This is a genomic window from Rhizobacter fulvus (genome assembly GCF_964020785.1).
The window spans coordinates 2,636,541-2,660,760 of the sequence record NZ_OZ224516.1; the positions used below are offsets into that span (position 1 = coordinate 2,636,541).

Sequence of the window (24,220 nt, forward strand, 5' to 3'; positions counted from 1 at the left end):
TCGGGCGCCGGCGGACTCACAGGAACGCGAGCCGCCGGACCGTCCCGAAGTTCTTCAGATTCGGCAGCACCGTGTCCAGCTGGGCGTCGGTGGCGCCGAACCAGCCGAGCAGCGTGGCGGCGTACTGGTCGACCGCGGTGGTCGGGATCCAGCGGCCCTGCAGCTCCCACGCCTCCTGGCCGACGTCGTTCGGCCCGCCGAGCACCAGTTCCGGATAGCTGCCGTAGGTCAGCCCGCCCTTGACCGCCCCGCCCATCACCAGGTGCTGGTTGCCCCAGGCGTGGTCGGTGCCGGTGCTGTTGTTCGGCGCGAACGTGCGGCCGAAATCGCTCTGCGTGAAGGTCGTGACCGCGTTGGCCAGGCCCAGGTTGGTCAGCGCGGCGTTGAAGGCGGCCAGCGCGTCGCCCAGTTCCTTCAGCAGCCGGGCGTGGTCGCCTTCCAGCGGGCTGCCGGTGACGAGCTGGTTGCCGTGGGTGTCGAAGCCGCCCATCGACGCGAAGAAGAGCTGCCGGTTGCCCTGCACGGTGGCGTTGCCGGCGATCAGCTTGGCAAGCTGGTAGAGCTGGTTGCCCAGGCCGCTGGTGATCTTGCCGGCCGCGGTGATCGGCGCGAAGGCGGTGTCGATCGCGGCGATCGCGTCCGGGTCGCCGGGCTTGGTCTTGACCAGCGCGCCGAGCCGCGCCGACATCGCGAACGCATCGCGCTGGGCTGCGGTGTAGGCGTCGGCCAGCGCGACGTCCTGCGGCGCGGCGTAGAGCGCGTCGATCGCGGCCTTGCGGGCGAGCTGCGGCGCCCAGGTGTCGCCGGGTTGCAGGCCGTAGGCGCCGAAGGTCGATCCCGGGCCGGGCAGCACCAGCGGCGTCTGCAAGGTCGACAGGCCGAAGCGCGCGCTGCCGGCGACCGAGATCACCGGGTTGACCGTGGCCAGCGTCTCCGACGCGCGCCCGCCCCAGCCGGTGCGGGCCAGCGCGTCGCCGGTGCCGGATTCCCACAGGATCTGCTGGTCGGAGTGCGAGAACAGGCTGTCCGGCAGCACCTCGGAGTTGGCCGCCGCGGCCCGGTACTGGGCCTTGGTCAGCGGCTGCACCAGCGGGCCGACGTTGAACACCGGCGCCAGGCGCCCGGCGCTCCACGCGGCAGCGAGCGCGGACATCGCCGGATGCAGCCCGTAGTTCACGCCGGCCAGCGGCACCAGGCTGGCCTTCGGGATCGCCAGGCCCTTGCGGACCGTCGCGTACTGGTCGTAGCGGGCGGTGTCGGTCGGCACGATCATGTTCATGCCGTCGTTGCCGCCGTACAGGAAGATGCAGACCAGCGCCTTGTAGTCGGCGGCGTAGGCCGGGCGCGCGTGCATCAGGTTGGCGAGCGTGCCGGCGCCAAGCGCGCTGGCGAGCGTGGCGCCGCTGCCGAGCAGCCAGCGGCGGCGGGTCGGGGTCGGGGTCGGGGTCGTGGAGGTGGTCTTCATCTCAGCGCAGCACCTGGTAGTTGGGCGAGCCGAACACGAGGTAGGCGGCGGCCTTCACCCGGTTCGTCTTCCAGTTCGTCGGGTCGTTCTGATCGGTCCACCAGGCGACGGCGGCGATCACCTTGTCGCGCGGCGCGGCCGGCAGCGGCGCGCCGGTGGCGAGCACCGAGAGCCGGTCGACCAGCCCCGCGGCGTCGGCCGCGCCGGTCGTGAAGGCGCTGAGATCGACCTTGTTGCCGACCGCGTTCGGCACGTCCGCCTCCGGTGGCGAGCCGCCCCAGTCGAGCAGATAGGTCAGGTAGTTCAGGCGCTCGAGCGCGGCGTTGGCGCTGTGGACGCCGAACTCCGGACCGACCAGCGCGGTGCCGGGCACCGGGTAATCCGGCGGGTAGAAATTGAACACCGACGGCGGGCGGAACACGTGCTGGCGCAGGCTGGCGCCCCACCACCAGCTCAGCGCATGACCGTCGGTCTGGCCGTTCAGCGCGCGCAGCACGCCCGCGAACATCAGCGCCGGCTCGCGCAGGCGACCGGCGTTGCGGGCGGGGGTCGCGCTGCGCGCTTCGGCGTCGAGCAGCACGGCGCTGACGGTGGCGGCAAGGTCGCCCTTCACGCCGGTCCCGACGCTGCCGTACTTGCCGGCGTTGAACGCTGCGGCGACGCGGCCCACGTAGGCCGGCGACGGGTTGCTCGCGACGAGGTGCTGGATCAGCTGCTTGCCGATGAACGGGCCGATGTTGGGGTGCGCCATCAGGCTGTCGAGCACCGCTTCGAGCGCGGGCGCGGCGGCCGTGCCGGCGGCGACGGTGATGCCGGACAGCAGCTTGCGCTCGGCCGTGTCGTGGAAGGTCGCGACCGGCACCATGTCGCCGCCGTAGTAGCGGCAGTTCAGGCCCTTGGGCCAGCAGCCCCACGGCGTGGCGCCGCCGGCCGGGTAGGTCCAGCCGGTCATCGCGTAGGCATACGAGCGCACCGTGTCGTTGCCGTAGGTGGCGGTGCACACGCCGCCCTTGAGGCTGCCGTCGGCGTTCAGCTCGCAGGTGCCGACGCTGAACAGCTGCAGCAGCTCGCGCGCGAAGTTCTCGTTCGGCGCGGCCTTGTCGTTGTTCGCGTTGTTCAGGAAGTCGCCCATCACCGGCGACAGCGCGACCTTCCTGAGCACCTGGCGGTAGTTGCCGAAGGCGTTGTCGAGCAGGTTGTTGTAGTACAGGCGGAAGCCGTAGGTGCCGCTGACCTCGAGGTTGTTGACCACCACGATCTGCTGCAACGCGAACGCGACGCGCTGGCGCAGCTGGTCGGGCTGGTTGACCGCGTTGCGGTAGAAGTCCCAGAGCAGCGGCTCGGTCGACGACCAGTCGCGCCAGCAGTTGCTGCCCTTGCCGTCGCAGAAGTCGCCGCTGCCGGTGTACTGGTGCACCTCGCCGCCGTTGCCGCCGCTGTAGCGGGATGCGCTCGAGGCCAGCTGCGCGGTGAGCCACCCCTGCGCGCCCTGGCTCCTGATCGACGCGACCAGCGCCTCGGTCGGGCCGAAACTCGCCTGGGCCGCGAGGCGCACCGCATCGGCGGTCGTCATCGCCGGAGCGGGAGCGGGGCCGGGGGCGGGTGCCGGCGCGGGAGACGGCGCCGGTGCACGCTTCTTCAGCGCTTCCTGGTCGGTCGTGCCGGCGGCGAGCGTGCTGTCGGTGCTGCCCGGATCGCTGGTGCTGCCGCCGCCGCAGGCGCTGAGCAATACCGCGGTGCCGAGCAGTGCGCTGGTCCGGCGCCAGGTCAGTGCGACACCGAAGCGGCGCAGCATCGTGTCTTGAGGTGAATTCATCGTTTCAACTGCTTTCGAAGAGCTTGAATCCTGGCGCGCGCCGGTTACACAACCGACCACGCAGGTCGCGCTTGTCACCGTCTGCGACCACCCGCACCCATGGAACCGGGGTCACCTCCCAAGCAGCAGGATCGGGGCCCGCGCGACGGACGCACAATCCCGGCGCGAGGAGACCCGAACGTGATGAGGACGACGAACGAAGCTGCCGGCGAAGGCCCGCGCATGACGCCGGCGCGAGCGCTGCCGGCGCTGGCGGGGCTCGCGCTCGCGAGCGGCATCGGCGCGATCCTCGCGGCGCTGGGCACGCTGCCGCCGTCCTGGCTGTTCGTGCTGAAGCCGCTGACGACCGCCCTGGTCATCGCGTACGCCTGGCCGCGCGGGACCGACGCGCCGAAGCAGCGCCGGCTCGTGCTCGTCGGGCTGGTGCTGTCGCTCGCGGGCGACGTGGCCCTGCTGTGGCCGAAGGAGGGCTTCCTGCCTGGCCTGGTCGCCTTCCTGCTCGCGCACCTGGCCTACATCGCGGCGTTCTGCGTGCCGCTGCGGCTCGGGGCGCGACCGGTGGTGTTCGCGGTGTACGGCGGCGTCGCGGCGCTGATCCTCACGCCGCTGTGGCCGGGCATCCCGACCGCCTTGCGCGCGCCGGTCGTGGCCTACGTCGTGTGCCTGGCGACGATGGCGGCGCAGGCGGGCGCGTGGTGGCGCAGCAGTGTCGCGCGGGGCTCGGCCGATGCGGCGCTCGCGCGCTCGGCCGCGCTCGGCGGGGCGCTGTTCATGGTCTCCGACAGCCTGCTCGCGATCAACAAGTTCGCGTCGGCGCTGCCGCTGGCGTCGTTGTGGATCCTCGCGACCTACTGGGTCGCGCAGGGGTGCATCGCGGCGGCCCTGCGGCCCGCTACATCCCCTTGAACAGCCCGGTGAAGCTGCGACTCACCTCGAGCTTCTCGGGGTGCCCCTTCACCGCGACCAGCTGACGCCCGCGCAGGTCGCGGCTGACGCCGGCAATGAATTTGGTGTTGACCAGCGTCGAGCGGTGGATCTGCCAGAACATGTCGGCGTCCAGCTCCTCGATCAGTTCCTTGATCGGCTTGCGGATCAGCGCTTCGATCGTCGCGGTCTGCACGCGGGTGTACTTCTCGTCGGAGATGAAGAACAGCACCTCGTCGACGGGGATCATCTGGATGTTCTGGCCGACCGTCGCCTGGATCCAGCGCAGCGTCGGCGCCTTCGCCGGGTCCATCTTCGCGGCCAGCTTCTGCAGCAGCTGCTGCATCGCCGGCGGCGGATCGTCGGTGGCGGGGTTGCCGCTGGCGCGCTGGGCCAGACGCTTGCGGATGCGCTCGACCGTGACCGTCAGGCGCTCGCGCTCGGCGGGCTTGAGCACATAGTCGACCACGCCCTGCTCGAACGCCTCGATCGCGTACTGGTCGTACGCGGTGATGAAGACGATCTCGCAGCCGGGCCAGCCCTCGGCCTCCTCGTCGACCGGCAACTGCGCGATGGCCCGCGCCGCCTCGACGCCGGTCATGCCCGGCATGCGGATGTCGAGAAACACCAGGTCGGGGTGCTCCGACTCGGTCATCGACACCGCTTCCAGCCCGTTCTTGGCCTCGGCGACGATCTCGAGTTCGGGCCAGACCTCGGCCAGGCGCGCGCGCAGCTGCTCGCGCATCAGGCGCTCGTCGTCGGCGATCAGCGCACGCGGGGCGCGCGTCGGTGAAGGGATCGGCGTGGTGTTCATCCAGCCATCGTAGCGCCCGCCGGGGTGCGGCTGCGCGGGCTGCCGCGCACTAGCTTCACGAGCAGCCAGATGCACAGCGCCAGCAGGATCAGCGGCGAGAACACCGTCGCGAGCACGCCGGCCACGACCAGCAGCACGGCCACCACGAGCACCGCGGCGATCGCCAGCGGCAGCAGGACCGCCAGCGGAATCACGAACGCGACGATCAGGAGCACCAACAGCGTGAGCATCATGCGGACTCTCCTTCACGGGTCTGGGCCTGGTACGGCACCGTCAGCGTCACGACGGTGCCGCTCGGGTTGTTCTCGGCGACCGTCATCGAGGCCTTGCTGCCGTACAGCAGTTGCAGCCGCTCGCGGATGTTGTTCAGGCCCACGCCGGTGCCGGCGGTCGCGGCGCGGCCGAAGCCCAGGCCGGTGTCCGCCACCGTCACCGCGAGCTTGCCGTGGACGATCTCGGCGCGCACGGTGAGCTTGCCGCCTTCGGCCTTCGGCTCGAGGCCGTGCTTGATCGCGTTCTCGACCAGGCTCTGGATCATCATCGACGGGAAGTCGGCCGACAGCAATCCGTCCGGCACCGCGATCTCGGTCTGCAACCGGTCCTCCATGCGCACCTTCAGGATCTCGAGGTAGGGCCGGATCACCGCCATCTCGCGGCCGAGGTTGTGCGCGGCCGGGTGGTTCTCGCGCATTGTCGGCATCGAGGCCCGCAGCAGCGCGATCAGGTTCTTCTGCATCTGGCTGGCGCGCGGCGGGTCGGTCTCGATCAGGTGGTCGATGCTGGCCAGCGTGTTGAACAGGAAGTGCGGCTCGACCTGCGCCTGCATCGCCGCCATCCGCGCCTCGACGACCTGGCGCTTCAATTGCTCGGACTCGGCGGTCTCGGTCGCCTCGGCGGCCTTGACCTCGGCCTGCATGCGGCCCTTGTAGGTGACCTTCAGCAGCGCCGACGCGACGATCCAGAAGAACGCCAGGTCGGTCAGCGAATCGCCGAGGTGGACGACCCGGGTGCGCTTGACCTTGCGCGCCTCCTGGGCTTCGCGGCGCGCCTCCTCGGCATCGCGTTGCGCCTCCTCGATCGCCTCCTGGGCTTCGCGGCGGGCCTCTTCGGCCTGCTGGCGCGCCTCCTGGGTGGCCTCGCGCGCCGCCTCGCGGGCGGCCCGCACCGCCTCGCGGATCGTCTCGCGGGTCGCACCGGGCAGCGCGATCTGGATCGAGCTGCCGGCATCGGCGGCGGTCGATGCCGCCGACGCCGGGTCCGGGGCCGGGCTGGCCGCGCTCGCCGCGCCCGAAGCGGGCGCCGATGCCGCCGCCGGTGCGCTGCGCGACGTGATCCGCACGCCCTTGCCGTCGATCGAGATCAGCACGTCGTCGTCCTGGCCGCCGCTGGCCGGACTGGACGGCGTGGTCGGGGCTTCGATGCGGATCTTCGGCACCTTGATCGGCGGGATCGGCGGGATCGGCGGCACCGTGACCGTCGGGATGTCCTCGACGATCTCGCTCCACGAGGTGCGGAACGGCGGCAGCTTCTGCAGGATGCTGGTCAGGATCAGCAGCAGCAGCGCGAAGGCGCCGAAGCGCCACCAGCTGATGCCGACCAGCCAGTTGCCGTATTGGTGGAACAGCCGGACCGCGGTGGCGGAGACGGTCTTCCAGGTGCTGGCGACGGTGGTGGCGAAATCGGACATGGGAGCGGGCCGGGGCGCAAGGGTGCAATGGCCCGCACTGTAGGCGGCCCGCCGGCCGCGGGCGACCGCGCTGCGATGGCCTGCGCCGGCGGTGCGACAGGCTGCACCGGCCACCGACGGACCGGTGCGTGCCCGCCGCTTACGGCAGGTAGTTCAGCGTCTCCGGCAGCGGCGGCACGATCGGCATCTCGAAGATCGGGCTCGCACCGTCCGGGTCGATCGTCAGCGTGCCGAAGGACTGGAAGAACAGCGCGATCTGCGTCTGCGCCGCCACCGCGAACGGCGCACCGGCCGCCGAGCCGATGTTCGTCAGGAAGGTGTGCGGGTTCTTCGGGATCGCGCCGCCGGTCGCCGCATAGGCCAGGTCGTTGCGGAACAGCAGCGTGCGGTCGGCCAGCGCGCCGGCGCGGACGATCGCGGTCGTCGTCGGGTTGGGCACCGTGCCGTCACCCTTGGCGAATTGCAGGATCACCGGCTTCGGCCCGTTGCCGGCGTAAGGCTGCTTGCGGATCGCCGCGGCGTAGGAGACCGGGTTGCCGGCCTGCTGCACCCACTCGTTGCGCTCCAGCACCTCCTGGATCGCACTGGCGCCCGGCACCGCGTTGATCGACGGCGCCAGGTTGCGCAGCGGGATGTTCTCGTTGAAGTTGTACGGCACCGGCAGCTGTGCGGTCGGCGCCAGGTTCAGCAGCTGCGGCTGGCGCGTCGCGAGCGCCAGGCCGGTCAGCACGCGGAACGCGCCGAGTCGTGCGACCTCGGTGATCGAGCCGCCCGGCACGTTCGGCACGCCGGCCTTCACCGCACCTTCGACGCCGAGGAAGATCGTGCCGTAGATGCCGCCGAACGACTGGCCGGCGTAGTAGATGCGGTTCGCATCGAGATCGGCCGCGCCGTCGCCGTCGACGTCGACGCCGACCTGGATCTGCCGCACGAGCTGCATCAGGTCGGCCACGGTCTGGCGCAGGCCGTCGCGGCTGGAGACGATCGACAGCGCCCCGACCGCGCCGACGCCTTCGGTCGAGTCGATCTTGCCGTTGCCGTCCTGGTCGATGCCGCGCCCGCCCGAGGGCACGACCACCGGCGCGCCGCCGGTCGGCAACACGTTCAGCACGCCCTGCGCGCCGCCGCCATGGCCGGCGACGCTGATCGCGACGGTGGCGATGCCGTAGTGCGCGAAGGTCGACGCGACGGTCCAAGGCGCGCCATACATGCTGTCGGTGAACCCATGCCCGAAGATCGCGACCGGCCAGCCGCCGGCCGGGCGCGGACCGCTCGGCAGGAACACTTCCATGACCAGGTCGTTGACGCCCTGCGGCTGCGGCACCCCGGTCATCGTGCCGGTGACCGGGATCACCTTCGCGGCGTTGGTGTAGTCGGCCGAGCGGAACTTGGCGAACGCCACGCTCGCGACCGCGCCGGGATAGACCTGCAGCGCCGGCGTCGGCACGAAGGACGCGGTGAACGACGGTGCGGTGCCGGTCTGCTGCTGCCACTGGATGCCCTGCAGCCCCGCGACCGGAAACACGGCGCGCACCGCGCCGCCGTTGCCGATCATGAAGTTCGCGCGCGCCGGCGTTGCGGCCTGGATCTGGGCACGGATCTTCAGCAGATCGGCGCTGATGCTCTGGGTCGTGAACACGCTGAGCGCGACGGCCTGCTGGCGCGGCGCGCCCGAGGCGTTCCCGGCATCGAGCAGCGTCTTGCGGTAGTCGGCGAGCGCGCGGTCCTTGGTCTGGCCGAAGTTCAGGTCGTGGCGGAAACGGCCGAAGTCGCCGGCCTCGATCGGGTCGCCGGCGGCATCGCGCACGCCGTTGGTGACGACCAGCAGGTAGCGCGAATGCTCTTCGAGCAGCTCGTCGGATTCGACCACCAGCGTCTTCGCGGCACTGTCCCACTGGATCTGGTTGATGCCGACCTTACGGCCCGCGCCGGCGCCACTGAGTGTGTCGCCCAGGTTCACGAGGTAGACGGTGTTGCTGTTGACCGAGGCGATGTCGATGTTGCCGGTGAACGGGATCGTGATGCGCGGCTGGGTGTTGAAGCCGTCGAGCGTGTTGATCACATCGATGTCGGCGCAGTCGGACACGCGCACCGCGCAGTTCGGCTTCGGCAGCGCCACGCGCTTGAGCGTGTTGTTCGTGAAGTCGGGCTGCGTGAAGCGGTCGCTCGGGAACGGGCTGGCGGCCGGGTCGGACACGTCGAAGCGGACGGCGACGCCGGCGGCCAGCGCCAGGGCGGGGGCCAGGCCCAGCGCGACGAACATGGCTGACGTCCTTGAAAGGCGGAAGTTCATTCTGAAAGTCTCCTGCGGGTTGTTGTCGCCGACGCGCGAACGCGCGTGCACTGGCCTCGGCGGGCCGGTGTGCGGTTATAGCCGCCGACGCTGCGCGGCAGGCTAGGGATAGTCCGCCCCGCAAGCCGGGGGTGGCAGACGGAGCACCCGGCGCGGGGTACCGCACCACCCGCCGGGCGGGTGCGTGCCGCTTGGGAGCGGCCCGGCGCTGGCCACGCTGATCAGGGGGAGATCGCCTCGACCTGCACGACCAGCCGCACGGTGTCGGCGACGAACGGCAGGCTGTGCGTGATGCCGAAGCTGCTGCGCACGATCTGCGCTTCGAAGTCGCCGCCGCAGACGGTGCGGCGGAACAGCGGGTTCAGGCCGCAGTTCCAGCGCAGCGCGCGCAGCGTCAGGGGCTGGCTGACGCCGCGCAGCGTGAACTCGCCGCGCAGTTCGCGCGGCCGGTCGCCGTCGAAGGTCGCGCCGCGGGCAACGAAAAAGGCCTGGGGGTTCGCCGCGGTGTCGAGCATCGACGGGCCCTTCAGCAGCGCATCCAGGATCGGCACGCCGCTGCTGACCGAGGCGGTGTCGACCGCGATGCTCACATCGAGCTGCTGCGCCTTCGGATCGAACTGCACGCTGCCGGCCGCCTTGTCGAAGCGGCCGCGGATGGTCGAGGTGCCCATGTGCACGACCTCCCAATGGACGAACGTGTGCGTGGGATCGAGCGTCCAGGTCGGCGCGGCGGCAGCCGGCGCCGACGCCTGCGCGAACGCCGCGGACGCGGCGCCGCAGAGCACCAGCGCGCCCAGTGCCGCGGGCGCGCTCAAGCGGCGCGCTGCTGCCGGCCGGCGCGCCATTCGGTCATCAGCGCGGCCCACTTCGGGCGCGCGGCTGCGAGGTGGCGCTCCTTCACGTGGCCGTAGCCGCGGATGTCTTCGGGAATGCGCGCGATCTCGGTGGCGAGTGCGAGGTTGCCGGCGTTCAGCGAGCCGAGCAACTCGTCGATCGACGCCTTGTACTCGTCGATCAGCGCGCGCTCGGTCTTGCGCTCCTCGGTGCGCCCGAACACATCGAACGCGGTACCGCGCAGTCCCTTCAGCTTCGCGAGCCACTTGAAGCCGGTCAGCATGGCCGGGCCGAACTTCGACTTCTGCAATTCGCCGGCCGCGTTCTTCTTCGCGGTCAGCGGCGGCGCGAGGTGGTAGTTCAGCGTGTAGTCGCCTTCGAACTGCGCGGCGATCTTCGCGAGGAAGGCCGGGTCGCTCTGCAGGCGCGCGACCTCGTACTCGTCCTTGTAGGCCATCAGCTTGAACAGGTAGCGGGCGACGGCCTCGCTCAGCCTCTTCGTGTTCAGCGGTGCTTCCGCGGCGCGGACCTTCTCGACGAAGGCCTTGTACTGCTGGGCGTACGCGGCGTTCTGGTAGGCCGTCAGGAACTCGACGCGCTTCGTGACCATGTCGTCGAGGTTGGTGGTCTTCTTGACGAACTCGATCACGTTGGTGGGCTTGAGCAGCGCTTGCACCGCTGCGAGATCGTGCGCCGCGCGCCGGCCCCACTCGAACGCCAGCTTGTTGTTCTCGACCTGGACGTTGTTCAGTTCGATCGCCCGCATCATCGCGGCGTGCGACAGCGGGACCTTGCCCTTCTGCCACGCGTAGCCGAGCATCAGCGGATTCGTGTACAGCGAGTCGCCGACCAGCTGCACCGCGAGCGCATCGGCGTCCAGCGTGCCGACATTGCCGCCGGCCGCGTTCGCCACCGCGGCGTCGCAGTTCGCGGCCGGGAACTGCCAGTTCGGGTTGGTCACGAACGCCGCGGTCGGCGTGCCGTGGGTGTTCATCGCGACATACGTGCGGCCTTCGCGCATCACCACCAGCGTGCTCTTGTTCGCGGTGACGATCGGGTCGCAGCCGATCACCAGGTCGGCCTCGGCGGTCCCGACCTTGGTGGTCAGGATCGCCTCGGCGCGGTTCGCGATCTGGATGTGGCTCCAGGTCGCGCCGCCCTTCTGCGCCAGGCCGGCCGCGTCCTGCGTGACGATGCCCTTGCCCTCGAGGTGCGCGGCCATGCCGAGCAGCTGGCCGATCGTGATCACGCCGGTGCCGCCGACGCCGGCGACGACGATGCCCCACGGCGTCTCGGCCAGCGGCAGCGCGGGCTCGGGCAGCGGCGGCAGCGCGAACGGGTTCGGCCGCGACGTGTCCTTCTTCTTCCCTTTGAGTTGCCCGCCCTCGACGGTGATGAAGCTCGGACAGAAGCCCTTCACGCAGGAGTAGTCCTTGTTGCAGGTGTTCTGGTTGATGCGGCGCTTGCGGCCGAACTCGGTCTCGACCGGCTCGACGGACAGGCAGTTCGACTGCACCGAGCAGTCGCCGCAGCCCTCGCAGACCAGCTCGTTGATGATGACGCGCTTGGCCGGATCGACCAGCGTGCCGCGCTTGCGGCGGCGGCGCTTCTCGGTCGCGCAGGTCTGGTCGTAGATGATGATCGTGCAGCCCTCGATCTCGCGCAGCTGCTTCTGGATCGCGTCGAGGTCGTCGCGGTGGTGCACCGTCACGCCTTTCGCGAGGCGCGCCTTGATGTCGCCTTCCTCGTACTTCTCGGGCTCGTCGGTGACGACGACGATCTTGACCGCGCCTTCGGCGTCGAGCTCGCGGGTCATCTCGGGCACCTTCAGCGTGCCGTCGACCGGCTGGCCGCCGGTCATCGCGACCGCGTCGTTGAACAGGATCTTGTAGGTGATGTTGACCTTGGCCGCGATCGACTGCCGCACCGCGAGCAGCCCCGAGTGGTAGTAGGTGCCGTCGCCGAGGTTCGCGAACACATGCTTGTCGGTCGTGAATGCCGACTGGCCGACCCACGACACGCCTTCGCCGCCCATCTGGCTGAACGTGGTCGTGCTGCGGTCCATCCACACCGTCATGTAGTGGCAGCCGATGCCGGCCACGGCGCGCGAGCCTTCGGGCACGCGGGTGCTGGTGTTGTGCGGGCAACCGCTGCAGAAGAAGGGCGTGCGGTCGCTGGTGTCGATCGCCTGCACGACCATCGAGCGCTCCTTGGCCTCGATCAGTGCGATGCGGGCGTCCATGCGCGCGGCGGTGTCGCTGTCGACGCCGAGCTTCTTCAGGCGCTTGGCGATCGCCTTGCCGATGATCGCGGGCGTCAGGTCGGCCTGCGCGCGCAGCAGCCAGTTCTGGCTCGGGTTCGGGCGGCTCCATTCGCCGCCGGAGTCGTCGCCCTCGGCCTCGTCGAACTTGCCGAGCACGTTCGGGCGCACGTCGGGGCGCCAGCCGTAGAGCTCTTCCTTCAGCTGGTACTCGATGACCTGGCGCTTCTCCTCGACGACCAGGATCTCCTGCAGCCCCTGCGCGAAGTCGCGCGTGATCGTCGCCTCCAGCGGCCACACCACGTTGACCTTGTGCAGCCGGATCCCCAGCCGCCTGCACTCGGCGTCGTCCAGGCCCAGGTCGTGCAGCGCCTGGCGCGTGTCGTTGTAGGCCTTGCCGCTGGCAATCAGGCCGAAGCGGTCGTTCGGGCCGCTGATCACGTTGTGGTTCAGCTTGTTCGCACGCACGTAAGCGAGGGCCGCATACCACTTGTGGTCCATCAGCCGCGCTTCCTGCTCCAGCGGCGCGTCCGGCCAGCGGATGTGCAGGCCGCCCTCGGGCATCGGGAAGTCCTCGGGCAGCACGATGTCGACCCGGTCCGGGTCGACGAACACGCTGGCGGTCGATTCGACGATCTCCTGGATCGTCTTCATGCCCGACCACACGCCGGCGAAGCGGCTCATCGCGAAGGCGTGCAGGCCCATGTCGAGGATGTCCTGCACGCTGGAAGGGAAGAACACCGGCAGGCCGCAGGCCTTGAAGATGTGGTCGCTTTGATGCGCCGCGGTCGAACTCTTCGCGATGTGGTCGTCGCCGGCCAGCGCGATCACGCCGCCGTGCTTCGAGGTGCCGGCCATGTTGGCGTGCTTGAAGACGTCGGAGCAGCGGTCCACGCCGGGGCCCTTGCCGTACCAGATGCCGAACACGCCGTCGAACTTCTTGCTCTGCGGGTACAGGTCGAGCTGCTGCGAGCCCCAGACGGCGGTGGCCGCGAGTTCCTCGTTGACGCCGGGCACGAACTGGATGTTCTGCGCCGCCAGGTGCTTCTTGGCCTGCCACAGGGCCTGGTCGTAGCCGCCGAGTGGCGAGCCGCGGTAGCCGCTGATGAAGCCGCCGGTGTTCAGCCCGGCGAACGCGTCCCGCTTCTTCTGCAGCATCGGCAGGCGCACCAGCGCCTGCACCCCGCTCATCAAGGCCCGGCCGTTCTCGAGGGCGTACTTGTCGTCGAGGGACACGGTCTCGATGGCCTTGCGGATCGACTCGGGCAGCGGTGCGTTCATCTTCTCGATACTCCAGCAGTGACGGGGTTCGTTCGGGCGCACGCGCCGCCGCTCGTGGCGACGGGGTGCGCGAGGCACAGTTTAGGGAATCGCTGGCGGCGTGTCTTTTCTATCTTTGTCCTGAAATGGGGTGTTCAAGCAATAATCTTGCGGTGATTGGACAAAGGGAAAGCAAATGGCGCTGAAAAGGCCGACTTCGGGTAAGTCCCCTCCGGCCCTGGAGACGCCGGCGGCCGAGGCACACGGTGCCGACCTCGACCGCTACGACCTGCTGATCCTGCACGAGTTGCAGCACGACGCGCGGCTGTCGAACACCGAGCTTGCGGCGCGGGTCGGCCTGTCCGCCGCGCCGACCTGGCGCCGCGTGAAGTGGCTGGAGGACCAGGGCTTCATCACCGGCTACCGGGCCGAGATCGATCGCCGCAAGATCGGCCTGGGCGTGCTCGCGTTCGTGCGCATCGACGCCGACCGCAACAACGCCGCATCGACCCGCGAGCTCGAGGAGAAGATCCGCCGCATCCCCGAGGTGATCGCGTGCCACTACATCTCCGGCTCGGGCACCTTCGAACTGCAGGTCATGGCGACCGACCTCGACGCGTTCTCGAAGTTCTCGCGCGACACGCTGCTGCACCTGCCGCACGTGAAGGATCTGCACACCAGTTTCTCGCTCGGCGAGGTCAAGGCCGGCGCCGCGCTGCCGCTGACCCACCTGCGGAGCCGCGTCCGCGCCTGATCGCGGGCTCCTCCACGCCCGCGTTCGCGACCAGGAAGTCGAGCACCGCACGCACGCGCGCCGGCAGCCGGCCGGCCTTGCCGAGGCAGACCGCGTGGATCGGCTCGACGTCGCCCGGGTTGAAGGCCTCGAGCAACGGCACCAGCCGGCCCGCCTCGAGATCGGCGCGGATGTGGTACAGCGAGAGCCGCCCGATGCCGACGCCTTCCAGCACCAGCCGGCGCAGTGTCTCGCCATCGCCGGCGCGCACGTTGCCGACGAGCGGCACCGCGATCAGCCGGCCATCGACGCGCAGCGGCCAGTCTGGCACCTGGCGCCGGTAGTTCGAGCCGAGCCGGTTGTGCGGTTCGAGGTCGGCCGGCACCTTTGGCGTGCCGCAGCGTGCGAGGTACGCGGGCGACGCGACGATCGCCTGCCCGGTCTCGCCGATGCGCCGCGCAATCAGGTCGGAGGCCGGCAGCCGGCCCCAGCGGATTGCGATGTCGGTGCGCTCGTCCATCAGGTCCACAACGCGGTCGGTCAGCACGATGTCCAGCGTGATTTCGGGGTGCAGCGCCAGCAGCTGCGGCACCAGCGGGATCAGCACGTGCTGGCCGAACGACACGCTGGCGTTGACGCTGACCCGCCCGCGCGGCGCGGCGCCGGCCGAGGCGTGGCGCTCGGCCTCGTCCATGTCCGCGAGCACGCGCGTGCTGCGCTCGTAGAACTCGCGGCCCTCGGGCGTGAGCGTCAGCTTGCGGGTCGAACGGTGCAGCAGCCGCGTGGCCAGGCGCGCTTCGAGCCGCGCGATCAGCTTGCTGATGGCCGACGGCGTCATGCACAGGTGCCGCGCCGCCGCCGAAAAGCCGCCGCGCTCGACCACCTGGACGAAGGCGTCCATCTCGCCGGAGCGGTTCAGGTCGAGGCGCGGCATTGATGAATTGGAATCACAGATGCAAGTCCTGCGGGCATTCTAGTCATCACGAGGCGGGCGCCCCAAAGTATGGCCCATCATGCCCATCGCACTCCTCGCCCTCACCGCCGGTGCCTTCGGAATAGGCGTCACCGAATTCGTCATCATGGGCCTGCTGCTGCAGGTCTCGACGGACCTCCACACCTCCATCGCCGGCGCCGGCCTGCTGATCTCGGGCTATGCGCTCGGCGTCGCCGTCGGCGCGCCGGTGCTGACGCTCGCGACCCGCCGGCTGCCGCGCAAGACCGTGCTGCTCGCGCTGATGGCGATCTTCGTGCTGGGCAACGCGGCCTGCGCCCTGGCGCCGACCTACGAGGCGCTGATGGCTGCGCGCGTGCTGACCTCGCTCGCGCACGGCACCTTCTTCGGCGTCGGCTCGGTCGTCGCGACCGGGCTGGTGCCGCCGAACAAGCGCGCCTCGGCGATCGCGATCATGTTCACCGGCTTGACCGCGGCGACGCTGCTCGGCGTACCGGCCGGCGCGTGGCTGGGGCTGCACTACGGCTGGCGCTCGACCTTCTGGGCCGTCACGGTGATCGGCGTGATCGCGTTCGCGGTGCTCGCCGCGTTCGTGCCGCGCGGCGCGCCCGAGCAGCCGACGCTGCTGCGCGACGAACTCGCGGTGCTGGCCCGGCCGCAGGTCTGGCTCGGCCTGGCGATGACGGTGCTCGGCTTCGCCGGGCTGTTCGCGGTCTACACCTACATCCAGCCGCTGCTGACGCGGCTCACCGGCTTGTCGGAGGGCGCGGTGTCGCCGGTCCTGCTGCTGTTCGGTGGGGGCCTGGCGATCGGCAACCTGCTCGGCGGCAAGCTGGCCGACCGCGGGCCGAGGCAGGCGGTGCTCGGCACCCTGGTTGCGATGGCGCTGGTGCTCGGCAGCATGCAGTTCGTGATCGGCCACGCGGTGACGGCGATCGCGTTCGTCGGTTTGCTCGGCATCGCCTCGTTCGCGACGGTCGCGCCGCTGCAGATGCGGGTGCTCGACAGCGCAGCCGGTGCAGGCCAGAACCTGGCGTCGAGCCTGAACATCGCGGCGTTCAACCTCGGCAACGCGCTCGGCGCCTGGGTCGGCGGGCTGGTGATCGACCACGGCCCGGGCCTCGCGGCGCTCGGCTGGGTCGCGGCCCTGCTGACGCTCGCCGGCCTCGCGGTCGCACTGGGGAGCCGGGCGCTCGAGCGGCGCACCGGCGCGGGGCGGGCGCTGGCCGGTGCCTGACCGGCGCAGATGGCGTCAGCCGCGCGTCGCGGTGCGCCGGCGCACGACGCCGAGTGCGACCAGGCCGGCGGCCATCAGCGCCCAGGTCTGCGGCTCGGGGATCGGCGCGGTCGGCGCGAAGGTCGCGACTGTGGTGACGCCGAGCGTCGCGAGCGCCGAGGCGTCGTAGCTCGTGGCGGCCGAGTGCAGCAGCAGGAAATAGCTCTGCGAGCCCGGCCCGAAACTCAGGTTGCTGAAGGTGTAGCTGAAGCTGCCGGCATCGGTCGAGAACGCACCGGACGGGGCCGTGGTGCCGAGCCCGTCGGTGCGGTAGTTCGCGTCGAAGCTCGCGCCGGTCAGGAAGTTCGCGAGCGAGAGACCGGTGATCGCGAGCGACGTCGGCACGAAGTTCGGGTACGACGGCGGCTCGACGGTGATGCGCCAGTAGAAATCGAGCGTGCCGCTGCCGGTCTGGCGCACGACCCGCGAGAACAGTTCGCCTTCGGCACCCGGGAACCCGTACAACGGATCGATCGCCGACACCCAGTGCGACTGCACATCCGCCAGCACGGTGCCGGCGAGGGACGGATCGACGGCGACCGTGGTGCCCGGGAGCGCGACGGGTCCCGCGCCCGGCGTCACCGGCACGGCGCGGGCCGGCAGCGCGCACAGCAAGGCGAAGGCGAGGCCGGTCAGGGTGAACGCGGCGGATCGGGGCGGGTGGTTCATGCGGCAACTCCTGGACGGTGTGAACGCGTGCGTCGAGCCGGCGCAGTGTTCGCCGTGGGTCGACCGGTCGCAATCCCTAGCGCGGCGCTGGAAACGTCGGGTTACATCGCGAGGCGTTTCGTCGATGCTTCAATGGCGTCATGACCTTCGATCTGTTCGATGCACAAGACGATGTCGAGCCGGCGACCGAGCCGATCGCGGACGGCGCGGTCGTGTTGCGCGCCTTCGCCCGTGCGGTCCAGGGCGGGTTGCTGGCGGACGTGACGGCGGTGATCGCTGCCGCGCCGCTGCGCCATCTCGTCACCCCGGGCGGATTGCGCATGTCGGTTGCGATGACCAATTGCGGCGCGCTCGGCTGGCTCAGCGACCGGCGCGGCTACCGCTACGACGCGGTCGACCGGGATCGTGGCGTGCCGTGGCCGCCGATGCCCGACTCGTTCATGCGACTTGCCCGCGAGGCGGCCGCGGCCGCGGGCTTCGCCGGCTTCACGCCCGACGCCTGCCTGATCAACCGCTACGTGCCCGGCACCAAGCTGTCGTTGCACCAGGACCGGGACGAGCGCGACCACGGCGCGCCGATCGTGTCGGTGTCGCTCGGCCTGCCGGCGGTGTTCCTGTTCGGCGGGTTGAAGCGCACCGACCGCGCCCAGCGCCTGTCGCTGCGCCACGGCGATGTCGTCGTCTGGGGCGGCCCCTCGCGGCTGCGCTTCCACGGCGTGCTGGCGCTGGCCGACGGCGAACATCCCTTGCTGGGGCGGCAGCGTATCAACCTGACCTTCCGCCGCGCGGGCTGAGCAGCGCGCGGCTCACTTCGCGATCCGCGTCGTCTGCACGCTGCAGACTTTCCAGCGCCCGCCGCTGCGCACATAGACGTCGATGTAGCGGTAGTGGCTCGCGAACGGCTTGTCGGCATAGCGGCCGGTCATGCGGGTCGTGCCGCTGAGCAGCGCCGTGTCGCCGTACAGACGGACGTCGAAGTCCTCGACCGTGTACGGGTCGATCTGCAGTTCGGGTGCCAGCAGGTCGCGGATGAACGATTCGCGGTCCTCGACCTCGCCGCCGGGGCCGATCTGGCGGAAGTCGTCGCACATGTTGGCGGCGATGCCGGCGCGGTCCTTCGCGACGATCGCGCGGTCCCAGGCGTCGGCCTGGCGTGTCAGTTGCGCGATCGTCGCGCCGCGGTCCTGCGGTGCCGCGCAGCCGGCCATTAGGCCCGCGAGAAGGAGACCGATGCAAGGCGCCCTCACGGCGTGATCTCGAACGTGGCCGAGCCGTCGCCGTTGTCCTTGACGAGCCGTATCGACGGGTGGCGCGCCAGGTACTTCAAGGCCCCGCTGCCGGTGCGGAAGGTCAGCGCGACGCCCGGGACCGGCTCGATCGACCAGTTGCCGTCGGCGCTCGGGTTGACCTGCCCGCCCGTCGTGGCCGCGCCGATCCGCGCCAGGTGGTCGATCAGCACCTGGCGGTTCTCGTCGGGCGAGTCGACGACGACGTTGCTGCCGTCCAGGCCGGGGACGTTGCCGCCGCCGAACGCGCGGTAGTTGTTGGTCGCGACGATGAACTTCGCCTCCGGCGCCACCGGAGCGCCCTGGAAGCGCAGGTCCTGCACGCGATGGGATTCGGGGTGCAGCAACTTGCCGTTGCCGTCGTAGCGCGCCGGCCGGGTCAGGTCGAAGCGGTAGCTCACGCCGTCCAGCGTGTCGAAGTTGTACGAGCGGAAGCCTTCGTCGAGCAGTGCCTGCCGCGGCGGGCCGGCCGGGTCGATGCGCCGGAACTGGCCGGCCGACATCTCGATCCACTCGCGCACCTGCGCGCCGGTCAGCAGCACCGCCTTCAGCGTGTTCGGGTACATGTACAGGTCGGCCGCGTTGCGGAACGCCAGCGGGCCGGCCGGGATGTCGGTGTAGTAGCCCCAGCCCTGGCGCCCGCCGGTCTTGAACGGCGCGGCCGCCGACAGCACCGGCAGCTTCTCGTACGCGGTGCCCTGGATCGCGCGGGTCACGTAGGCGCGCTGCGCGTTCGCGACCACCTGCACCGACGGGTCGTCGGCCACCTGCGCGAAGTAGCTGTAGATCGGCGCGCTGCTGACCGCCACCTGGCCGCGGATGTGCTCGAGCGTGCGCGCGTGCTCGGCGCCGATCGCCTGCTCGACCATCGGGTCGGCGGCGGCCAGCGAACGTTTCGCGGCCTTGTCGTAGATCGGGCGGATCGAGGCCTGGCTCGCGGTCACCTTCCAGGCGCCGCCGGCGTCGTCGAGCGTCAGGTCGATCACGCCCAGGTGGTCGCCCCAGCGGCCCGGCATCACCGCGGGCACGCCGTTGATCGTGCCGCGCACGATGTCGGCATTCGGTCGGCCGGCGAAGTCGGGGCCCGGGAACTCGGCGTGCGAGTGGCCGAACAGGATCGCGTCGATCCCGGCGATGCGCGACAGCTGGGCCACCTCGTTCTCGGCCAGGTCGCCGCCGGCAACGCGCTCGAAACCCGAGTGCGGGATCGCGATCACGAGTTGCGCACCCTTCGCCCGCATCTCGGGCACGTAGCGACGCGCGGTCGCGGCGATGTCGCGCACGACGACGCGGCCCGCCAGGTTCGTCTTGTCCCACTGCATGATCTGCGGCGGCACGAAGCCGATCACGCCGACGGTGATCGGGTGCCTCGCGCCGGCCGCGTCGACCAGCTCGCGCGCGAGCAGCACGTACGGCGCGAACGCATGGCGCGCGTCCGGGCCGTTCTTCTGCGCGTCGTCGAGATAGACGTTGGCGTTGACGTACGGGAACGCCGCGCCGGCGAGCGCGCGGCGCAGGAACGGCAGGCCGTAGTTGAAGTCGTGGTTGCCGAGGTTGGCGGCGTCGTAGCCGAGCCGGTTCATGACCTTGTAGGCCGGGTGAACCTGGCCGTCGCGCAGCGGTGCGACCTGGGCGACCACGTCGCCGAGCGGGTTGCCCTGCAGCAGGTCGCCGTTGTCGAACAGCAGGCTGTTCGGCACCTCGGCGCGCGCCGCCTTGATCAGCGTGATCGTGCGCGCCAGGCCGTACCGGTCGGTCGGCGCGTCCTGGTAGTAGTCGTAGCTGAGCAGGTTCATGTGGAGGTCGGTGGTCTCCAGGATGCGCAGCTTCACCTCGGCGGCCGGCGCGGCGGCGCAGCCGAGGGCGAGCGTGAAGGCGATACCGAGCGCGCGGGTGTGCAACGAGGTCGTCATGGGTCAGTTTTACGCACGGCAATGAAGGGAGCCGGCGACTGCATGGGATCATCTCGCATGTCCCGTGCCCAGCCCATCCAGCACCGCCGCATCCCGTCCTTCCTGCGCCATGTCGGCCCCGGCGTGGTGACCGGCGCGGCCGACGACGACCCGTCCGGCATCGCCACCTACACCCAGGCGGGCGCGCAGTTCGGCACCGGTGTCTTGTGGACCGTGTTCCTGACCGTGCCGTTCATGATCGGCATCCAGCTCGTCAGCGCCCGCATCGGCCGGCAGTCGGGTCAGGGCATCGCCGCGAACCTGCGCCAGCACACGCCGAAGTTCTTCCTGTTCGCGATCGTCGCGCTGCTGCTGGCCGCCAACACGATCAACATCGCGGCGGACATCGCGGCGATGGGCGAGGGTCTGCAACTGATGGTCGGCGGCGGGGCGCATTTCCACGCAGTGGCGTTCGGCGTGATCACGCTGCTGCTGCAGGTGTTCGTGCCGTACCGCCGGCTCGCGCCGATCCTGAAGTGGCTGACGCTGACGCTGTTCGTCTATGTCGCGGCGGCCTTCACGGTGAACATTCCGTGGGCCAAGGTGCTGCACGACCTGGTGCTGCCGCAGATCATTCCGACCTCGGCGTTCTGGATGATGATCGTCGCGATCCTGGGCACCACGATCTCGCCCTACCTGTTCTTCTGGCAGGCCTCGCAGGAGGTCGAGGAGATGCGCCTTCATGGCGTGCAGGCCGGCGGCGAGAGCCGCGAGACGCTGCGCCGCGCCAAGCGCCGCATGCGGCTGGACACGGTGATCGGCATGACCTTCTCGAACGGCATCGCTTTCTTCGTGATGCTGACCGCGGCGCTCGTGCTCCACGGCGCCGGCGTCACCGACGTGCAGAGCGCCGCGCAGGCCGCCGAGGCGCTGCGGCCGCTGGCCGGCGACTTCGCATTCACGCTGTTCGCGCTCGGCATCATCGCGACCGGGCTGCTCGCGGTGCCGGTGCTCGCGTCGTCCGCCGCCTACGCGGTCGCCGAGGCCTTCGGCTGGCCGGAGGGGCTGGAGCGCCACTGGCGCGAGGCGAAGGGCTTCTACGCGATCATCGGCATCGCGACCATCGTCGGCACCGGCCTGGACTTCACGCCGATCGACCCGATGCAGGCGCTCTACTGGAGCGCCGTGATCAACGGCGTGGTCGCGGTGCCGATCATGGTCGCGATGATGATCCTGGCCGGCAACCCGACCGTGATGGGCGTGCTGCCGGTCAAGCGCAAGACCCGCTTCTTCGGCTGGGGGGCGGTGGCGGTGATGGCGGTGGCGGTCGCGATGATGTTCTGGGACCTGGCCCGCTGAGCCCCGCCCCGGCGCCGGCTCAACCCGGCAGCTTGGCGGCGAGCAGGTCGATCTTCTCGATCTTCGGCGGTTCGGCGAGCAGCGCTGCGGCGTTCGCCATCAGCGCCGCGGCGATCGGGCCGTTCAGATGCGCCTGTCGGCCGGCTTCGTCGGCGAAGGCATCGAACACGCCGAACGTCGACGGGCCGAACTTCAGCGCGAACCAGGCCGTGGTGCCGGCTTCCGCATTCGCGAGCGGCAGCGCGCCGGCGAGGAAGTCGGCCACCGCCGCCTCCTGGCCGGGCTTGGCTTCAAGGCGGACGAACAGGGCGAGCTTGACCATGGTGTGTTCCTTTCGATGAACGTTGACGAGGCCCGCAGTCTGGGGGTTACGGTGCCCCGGCGCCTAGTGGCAGGAAAGACAAGGTTGATGTCATTCCTGCCACGGATCCCGCGTTACGATCGACCCATGCGACTGCACCTGCTCGTGCTCGACGGCGTGTTCGATCTCGGCCTCGCGGCGCTGGGCGACACCTTCGCCACCGCCAACGAACTCGCCGCCACGCTGCCCGATGCGCCGGCGCCGATCGAGTTCGCGTTCGCCGGCGTGCGGCGGCGCGTGCACACCGCACAGGGGCTCACGGTGCCGGTCGTGCCGGCCGACGCGCTGCCGCCGCCTGATGTCGTGCTGGTGCCGGCGCTTGGCGCCAAGATGCCCGACACGCTCGCCGCGCGCCTCGCACGGCGCGACGTTGCCGATGCGGTGACGCTGCTGCAGCGCTGGTCGGGCGGGGCTGCGGTGCTCGGTGCAGCGTGCACCGGCACCTTCGTGCTCGCCGAGAGCGGCCTGCTCGATGGCCAGCGCGCGACCACCTCCTGGTGGCTCGCGCCGATGTTCCGCCAGCGCTACCCGAAGGTCGCGCTCGACGAATCCCGCATGCTGGTGAACTCGGCCGGCTTCACGACCGCGGGCGCGGCGATGGCGCATCTCGACCTGGCGCTCGGCGTGTTGCGCCAGCGCAGCCCGGCGCTGGCCGCGCTGGCCGCGCGCTACCTGCTCGTCGAGCCGCGCGGCTCGCAGGCCGAGTTCGTGATCCCCGATCACCTGGCGCATGCGGACCCGCTGGTCGAACGCTTCGAGGGCTGGGCGCGCCATCGGCTGGCGCACGGCTTCTCGCTGAACGACGCGGCCCGCGCGGTCGGCGCCAGCGAACGCACGCTGGCGCGACGGATGCATGCCGTGCTCGGCAAGACACCGCTGTCGTACTTCCAGGACCTGCGGGTCGAGCGTGCATTGCACCTGCTGCGCACCGGCAGCGAGAGCGTCGACCAGATCGCCGCGCAGATCGGCTATGCGGACGGCGTGACCCTGCGCAGCCTGCTGCGCCGCCGGCTCGGCAAGGGCGTGCGCGAACTGCGGGCGCGCGCCTAGGGCTGCGGCCCGTCGTAGCCTTCGACGATCACGACCTCGGCGGTCGAGAACGGCTGGCGCAGCGCCAGCGCCGCCTGGTAATCGGCCGAGCGCCAGCACGCGAGCGCCGCGTCGTACGACGGGAACTCGATCACCACGTTGCGGCTGCGGCTTGCGCCCTCCGGGGCCTCGTAGCGGCCGCCGCGCGTCAGGAAGCGCGCGCCGAAGCGCTGCAGCGGCGCCGCGTTCGCGGCCACGTAGGCCTTGTAGCCTTCGGGGTCGCTCACGTCGACCCGCGCGATCCAGTAGCCCTTGGCCATCGCCTGCTCCTTGGTGGTCAGACGCGGATTGTCGCTTCCCGAGGCGGCGTCCGCCGGCCTCAGCGGCCGTCGACCAGCCGTGCGAACCCGGCGTCGCGGAAGCGCTCGGTGAGGTACTCGGCGAACACGCGCGTCTTCGCCGGCAGCAGCCGGCGGGTCGGGTAGTACAGCGAGAGGGCGCCGGCATCGTGGTACCAGCCGGGCAGCAATCGCACCAGCGTGCCGCCGGCGATGGCCGCGAACGCGAACGGCAGCGGCAGCAGCGCGACGCCGAGGCCGAGCAACGCGGCCTCGGCGATGGCCTCCGGGTCGCTGAACACGATGCGCGGGCGGCACGGCACCGGCTGATCGACGCCGCGGCGCGAGCGCAGCGTCCAGGGCCGCACGCGGCCGGTGGGCGACGAGCGACGCATGATGCCGTCGAAGTCGGCCAGGTCCTCCGGCTGGCGCGGCGTCGGTCGGCCGGCGAGGTACCGGGGCGACGCGACCGCGACGATGTGCACCCGCGCCAGCTCGCGCGCGACGACGCCGGGCGTGAGCTCGAAGCCGCCGCCGATCGCCGCGTCGAAGCCCTCGCCGATCATGTCGACGGCGCGGTTGTCGAAATGCCAGTCGGGCACGATCGCCGGGTAGCGCTGCAGGAACTCGCCGAGCAGCGGCACGACGAAGCGGCGCCCGAAGGCCTGGCCCATGCTGACCTTCAGGGTGCCGGCCGGCGCCTCGTCGCGCTCGCGCACGCCGGTCATCGCGCCGCGCAGCGCACCGAGCGGTTGATCGACCTGGCGCAGGAAGCGCTCGCCGCTCTCGGTCAGCGACAGCCGGCGCGTGCTGCGGTGGAACAGCCGCACGCCGAGCCCGGCTTCGAGCCGTGCGACGTTCTTGCTGACGCCGGCGGGCGTCAGCCCCAGGCTGCGTGCGGCCGCGGAGAAGCTCCCGTGCTCGGCGGTCTGCACGAACGAGATCAGGTGCTGCAGGTTGGCCATGCGGCAT

General features: G+C 70.6%; 21 protein-coding genes. 6 read left to right on the top strand and 15 right to left on the bottom strand.

Annotated features, from left to right (window positions below; all coding sequences use genetic code 11):
* Window positions 1–16 precede the first annotated feature (16 nt).
* On the bottom strand, window positions 17–1,465 hold the full coding sequence (locus tag ACWH49_RS12525) for a DUF1501 domain-containing protein (protein WP_448171769.1): 1,449 nt from the start codon (window positions 1,463–1,465) through the stop codon (window positions 17–19).
* Between the two features lies 1 nt (window position 1,466).
* On the bottom strand, window positions 1,467–3,281 hold the full coding sequence (locus ACWH49_RS12530) for a DUF1800 domain-containing protein (protein ID WP_448171770.1): 1,815 nt from the start codon (window positions 3,279–3,281) through the stop codon (window positions 1,467–1,469).
* 183 nt (window positions 3,282–3,464) lie between these two features.
* Between ACWH49_RS12530 and ACWH49_RS12535 the strand changes: the two genes are divergently transcribed.
* The gene (locus ACWH49_RS12535) at window positions 3,465–4,187 is read left to right on the top strand and encodes a lysoplasmalogenase (protein WP_448171771.1); all 723 of its coding nucleotides are present in this window, start codon (window positions 3,465–3,467) and stop codon (window positions 4,185–4,187) included.
* Here the strand turns inward: ACWH49_RS12535 and ACWH49_RS12540 are convergent.
* From ACWH49_RS12540 to ACWH49_RS12565, 6 genes are all read right to left on the bottom strand, one after another.
* Window positions 4,174–5,019 (bottom strand): LytR/AlgR family response regulator transcription factor, encoded by an 846-nt coding sequence (locus ACWH49_RS12540; protein WP_448171772.1) that lies wholly within the window; start codon window positions 5,017–5,019, stop codon window positions 4,174–4,176. The genes ACWH49_RS12535 and ACWH49_RS12540 overlap by 14 nt on opposite strands.
* Complete coding sequence (locus ACWH49_RS12545; RefSeq protein ID WP_448171773.1) at window positions 5,016–5,252, bottom strand: hypothetical protein; 237 nt, start codon at window positions 5,250–5,252, stop codon at window positions 5,016–5,018. The genes ACWH49_RS12540 and ACWH49_RS12545 overlap by 4 nt, the downstream gene beginning before the upstream one ends.
* Complete coding sequence (locus ACWH49_RS12550; RefSeq protein WP_448171774.1) at window positions 5,249–6,706, bottom strand: histidine kinase; 1,458 nt, start codon at window positions 6,704–6,706, stop codon at window positions 5,249–5,251. The genes ACWH49_RS12545 and ACWH49_RS12550 overlap by 4 nt, the downstream gene beginning before the upstream one ends.
* Before the next feature lie 139 nt (window positions 6,707–6,845).
* Window positions 6,846–8,969 (bottom strand): Ig-like domain-containing protein, encoded by a 2,124-nt coding sequence (locus ACWH49_RS12555; RefSeq protein WP_448171775.1) that lies wholly within the window; start codon window positions 8,967–8,969, stop codon window positions 6,846–6,848.
* Window positions 8,970–9,220: 251 nt separating this feature from the next.
* The gene (locus ACWH49_RS12560) at window positions 9,221–9,814 is read right to left on the bottom strand and encodes a YceI family protein (RefSeq protein ID WP_448171776.1); all 594 of its coding nucleotides are present in this window, start codon (window positions 9,812–9,814) and stop codon (window positions 9,221–9,223) included.
* Window positions 9,811–13,374, bottom strand: coding sequence for an indolepyruvate ferredoxin oxidoreductase family protein (locus tag ACWH49_RS12565; RefSeq protein ID WP_448171777.1), 3,564 nt, complete (start codon window positions 13,372–13,374; stop codon window positions 9,811–9,813). The genes ACWH49_RS12560 and ACWH49_RS12565 overlap by 4 nt, the downstream gene beginning before the upstream one ends.
* Window positions 13,375–13,549: 175 nt before the next feature.
* On the opposite strand from ACWH49_RS12565, the gene ACWH49_RS12570 reads away from it, so the two are divergent.
* Window positions 13,550–14,107 (top strand): Lrp/AsnC family transcriptional regulator, encoded by a 558-nt coding sequence (locus ACWH49_RS12570; RefSeq protein ID WP_448171778.1) that lies wholly within the window; start codon window positions 13,550–13,552, stop codon window positions 14,105–14,107.
* Here the strand turns inward: ACWH49_RS12570 and ACWH49_RS12575 are convergent.
* On the bottom strand, window positions 14,052–15,020 hold the full coding sequence (locus ACWH49_RS12575) for a LysR family transcriptional regulator (protein WP_448171779.1): 969 nt from the start codon (window positions 15,018–15,020) through the stop codon (window positions 14,052–14,054). The two genes, ACWH49_RS12570 and ACWH49_RS12575, sit on opposite strands and share 56 nt — an antisense overlap.
* Window positions 15,021–15,099: 79 nt before the next feature.
* On the opposite strand from ACWH49_RS12575, the gene ACWH49_RS12580 reads away from it, so the two are divergent.
* Window positions 15,100–16,275: an MFS transporter gene (locus ACWH49_RS12580; RefSeq protein WP_448171780.1), complete on the top strand. Its 1,176-nt coding sequence runs from the start codon at window positions 15,100–15,102 to the stop codon at window positions 16,273–16,275.
* A gap of 15 nt (window positions 16,276–16,290) precedes the next feature.
* Here ACWH49_RS12580 and ACWH49_RS12585 read toward each other — a convergent pair whose 3' ends face one another.
* Window positions 16,291–16,983, bottom strand: coding sequence for a PEP-CTERM sorting domain-containing protein (locus ACWH49_RS12585; RefSeq protein WP_448171781.1), 693 nt, complete (start codon window positions 16,981–16,983; stop codon window positions 16,291–16,293).
* Window positions 16,984–17,123: 140 nt separating this feature from the next.
* Here ACWH49_RS12585 and alkB point away from each other — a divergent pair, with 140 nt between their 5' ends.
* Complete coding sequence (gene alkB, locus ACWH49_RS12590) at window positions 17,124–17,777, top strand: DNA oxidative demethylase AlkB (protein WP_448171782.1); 654 nt, start codon at window positions 17,124–17,126, stop codon at window positions 17,775–17,777.
* Between the two features lie 12 nt (window positions 17,778–17,789).
* Here alkB and ACWH49_RS12595 read toward each other — a convergent pair whose 3' ends face one another.
* Both ACWH49_RS12595 and ACWH49_RS12600 read right to left on the bottom strand, forming a co-directional pair.
* Window positions 17,790–18,230: a nuclear transport factor 2 family protein gene (locus ACWH49_RS12595; protein WP_448171783.1), complete on the bottom strand. Its 441-nt coding sequence runs from the start codon at window positions 18,228–18,230 to the stop codon at window positions 17,790–17,792.
* Complete coding sequence (locus ACWH49_RS12600; RefSeq protein WP_448171784.1) at window positions 18,227–20,182, bottom strand: bifunctional 2',3'-cyclic-nucleotide 2'-phosphodiesterase/3'-nucleotidase; 1,956 nt, start codon at window positions 20,180–20,182, stop codon at window positions 18,227–18,229. The genes ACWH49_RS12595 and ACWH49_RS12600 overlap by 4 nt, the downstream gene beginning before the upstream one ends.
* A gap of 57 nt (window positions 20,183–20,239) precedes the next feature.
* On the opposite strand from ACWH49_RS12600, the gene ACWH49_RS12605 reads away from it, so the two are divergent.
* Window positions 20,240–21,520: an NRAMP family divalent metal transporter gene (locus tag ACWH49_RS12605; RefSeq protein WP_448171785.1), complete on the top strand. Its 1,281-nt coding sequence runs from the start codon at window positions 20,240–20,242 to the stop codon at window positions 21,518–21,520.
* Window positions 21,521–21,539: 19 nt separating this feature from the next.
* Here the strand turns inward: ACWH49_RS12605 and ACWH49_RS12610 are convergent, their stop codons facing one another.
* Complete coding sequence (locus tag ACWH49_RS12610) at window positions 21,540–21,842, bottom strand: putative quinol monooxygenase (protein ID WP_448171786.1); 303 nt, start codon at window positions 21,840–21,842, stop codon at window positions 21,540–21,542.
* Window positions 21,843–21,968: 126 nt separating this feature from the next.
* Here ACWH49_RS12610 and ACWH49_RS12615 point away from each other — a divergent pair, with 126 nt between their 5' ends.
* The gene (locus ACWH49_RS12615; RefSeq protein WP_448171787.1) at window positions 21,969–22,931 is read left to right on the top strand and encodes a GlxA family transcriptional regulator; all 963 of its coding nucleotides are present in this window, start codon (window positions 21,969–21,971) and stop codon (window positions 22,929–22,931) included.
* On the opposite strand, the gene ACWH49_RS12620 is transcribed toward ACWH49_RS12615, so the two are convergent.
* A complete protein-coding gene (locus ACWH49_RS12620; protein ID WP_056472263.1) occupies window positions 22,928–23,230 on the bottom strand; it encodes a DUF1330 domain-containing protein in 303 nt (100 codons plus the stop codon). The two genes, ACWH49_RS12615 and ACWH49_RS12620, sit on opposite strands and share 4 nt — an antisense overlap.
* Window positions 23,231–23,289: 59 nt before the next feature.
* Window positions 23,290–24,213, bottom strand: a complete 924-nt coding sequence (locus tag ACWH49_RS12625) for a LysR substrate-binding domain-containing protein (protein WP_448171788.1) — start codon at window positions 24,211–24,213, stop codon at window positions 23,290–23,292.
* Window positions 24,214–24,220: the final 7 nt, after the last annotated feature.

What these genes read in the sequence shown, in the direction of transcription:
- ACWH49_RS12545 (WP_448171773.1), bottom strand. Translation starts at nt 5,252, where the DNA reads ATGATGCTCACGCTGTTGGTGCTCCTGATCGTCGCGTTCGTGATTCCG.
- ACWH49_RS12615 (WP_448171787.1), top strand. Translation starts at nt 21,969, where the DNA reads ATGCGACTGCACCTGCTCGTGCTCGACGGCGTGTTCGATCTCGGCCTC.
- ACWH49_RS12605 (WP_448171785.1), top strand. Translation starts at nt 20,240, where the DNA reads ATGTCCCGTGCCCAGCCCATCCAGCACCGCCGCATCCCGTCCTTCCTG.
- ACWH49_RS12555 (WP_448171775.1), bottom strand. Translation starts at nt 8,969, where the DNA reads ATGTTCGTCGCGCTGGGCCTGGCCCCCGCCCTGGCGCTGGCCGCCGGC.
- ACWH49_RS12610 (WP_448171786.1), bottom strand. Translation starts at nt 21,842, where the DNA reads ATGGTCAAGCTCGCCCTGTTCGTCCGCCTTGAAGCCAAGCCCGGCCAG.
- ACWH49_RS12570 (WP_448171778.1), top strand. Translation starts at nt 13,550, where the DNA reads ATGGCGCTGAAAAGGCCGACTTCGGGTAAGTCCCCTCCGGCCCTGGAG.
- ACWH49_RS12600 (WP_448171784.1), bottom strand. Translation starts at nt 20,182, where the DNA reads ATGACGACCTCGTTGCACACCCGCGCGCTCGGTATCGCCTTCACGCTC.
- ACWH49_RS12625 (WP_448171788.1), bottom strand. Translation starts at nt 24,213, where the DNA reads ATGGCCAACCTGCAGCACCTGATCTCGTTCGTGCAGACCGCCGAGCAC.
- ACWH49_RS12620 (WP_056472263.1), bottom strand. Translation starts at nt 23,230, where the DNA reads ATGGCCAAGGGCTACTGGATCGCGCGGGTCGACGTGAGCGACCCCGAA.
- ACWH49_RS12535 (WP_448171771.1), top strand. Translation starts at nt 3,465, where the DNA reads ATGAGGACGACGAACGAAGCTGCCGGCGAAGGCCCGCGCATGACGCCG.
- ACWH49_RS12525 (WP_448171769.1), bottom strand. Translation starts at nt 1,465, where the DNA reads ATGAAGACCACCTCCACGACCCCGACCCCGACCCCGACCCGCCGCCGC.
- ACWH49_RS12530 (WP_448171770.1), bottom strand. Translation starts at nt 3,281, where the DNA reads ATGAATTCACCTCAAGACACGATGCTGCGCCGCTTCGGTGTCGCACTG.
- ACWH49_RS12585 (WP_448171781.1), bottom strand. Translation starts at nt 16,983, where the DNA reads ATGAACCACCCGCCCCGATCCGCCGCGTTCACCCTGACCGGCCTCGCC.
- ACWH49_RS12565 (WP_448171777.1), bottom strand. Translation starts at nt 13,374, where the DNA reads ATGAACGCACCGCTGCCCGAGTCGATCCGCAAGGCCATCGAGACCGTG.
- ACWH49_RS12550 (WP_448171774.1), bottom strand. Translation starts at nt 6,706, where the DNA reads ATGTCCGATTTCGCCACCACCGTCGCCAGCACCTGGAAGACCGTCTCC.
- ACWH49_RS12540 (WP_448171772.1), bottom strand. Translation starts at nt 5,019, where the DNA reads ATGAACACCACGCCGATCCCTTCACCGACGCGCGCCCCGCGTGCGCTG.
- ACWH49_RS12580 (WP_448171780.1), top strand. Translation starts at nt 15,100, where the DNA reads ATGCCCATCGCACTCCTCGCCCTCACCGCCGGTGCCTTCGGAATAGGC.
- alkB (WP_448171782.1), top strand. Translation starts at nt 17,124, where the DNA reads ATGACCTTCGATCTGTTCGATGCACAAGACGATGTCGAGCCGGCGACC.
- ACWH49_RS12575 (WP_448171779.1), bottom strand. Translation starts at nt 15,020, where the DNA reads ATGCCGCGCCTCGACCTGAACCGCTCCGGCGAGATGGACGCCTTCGTC.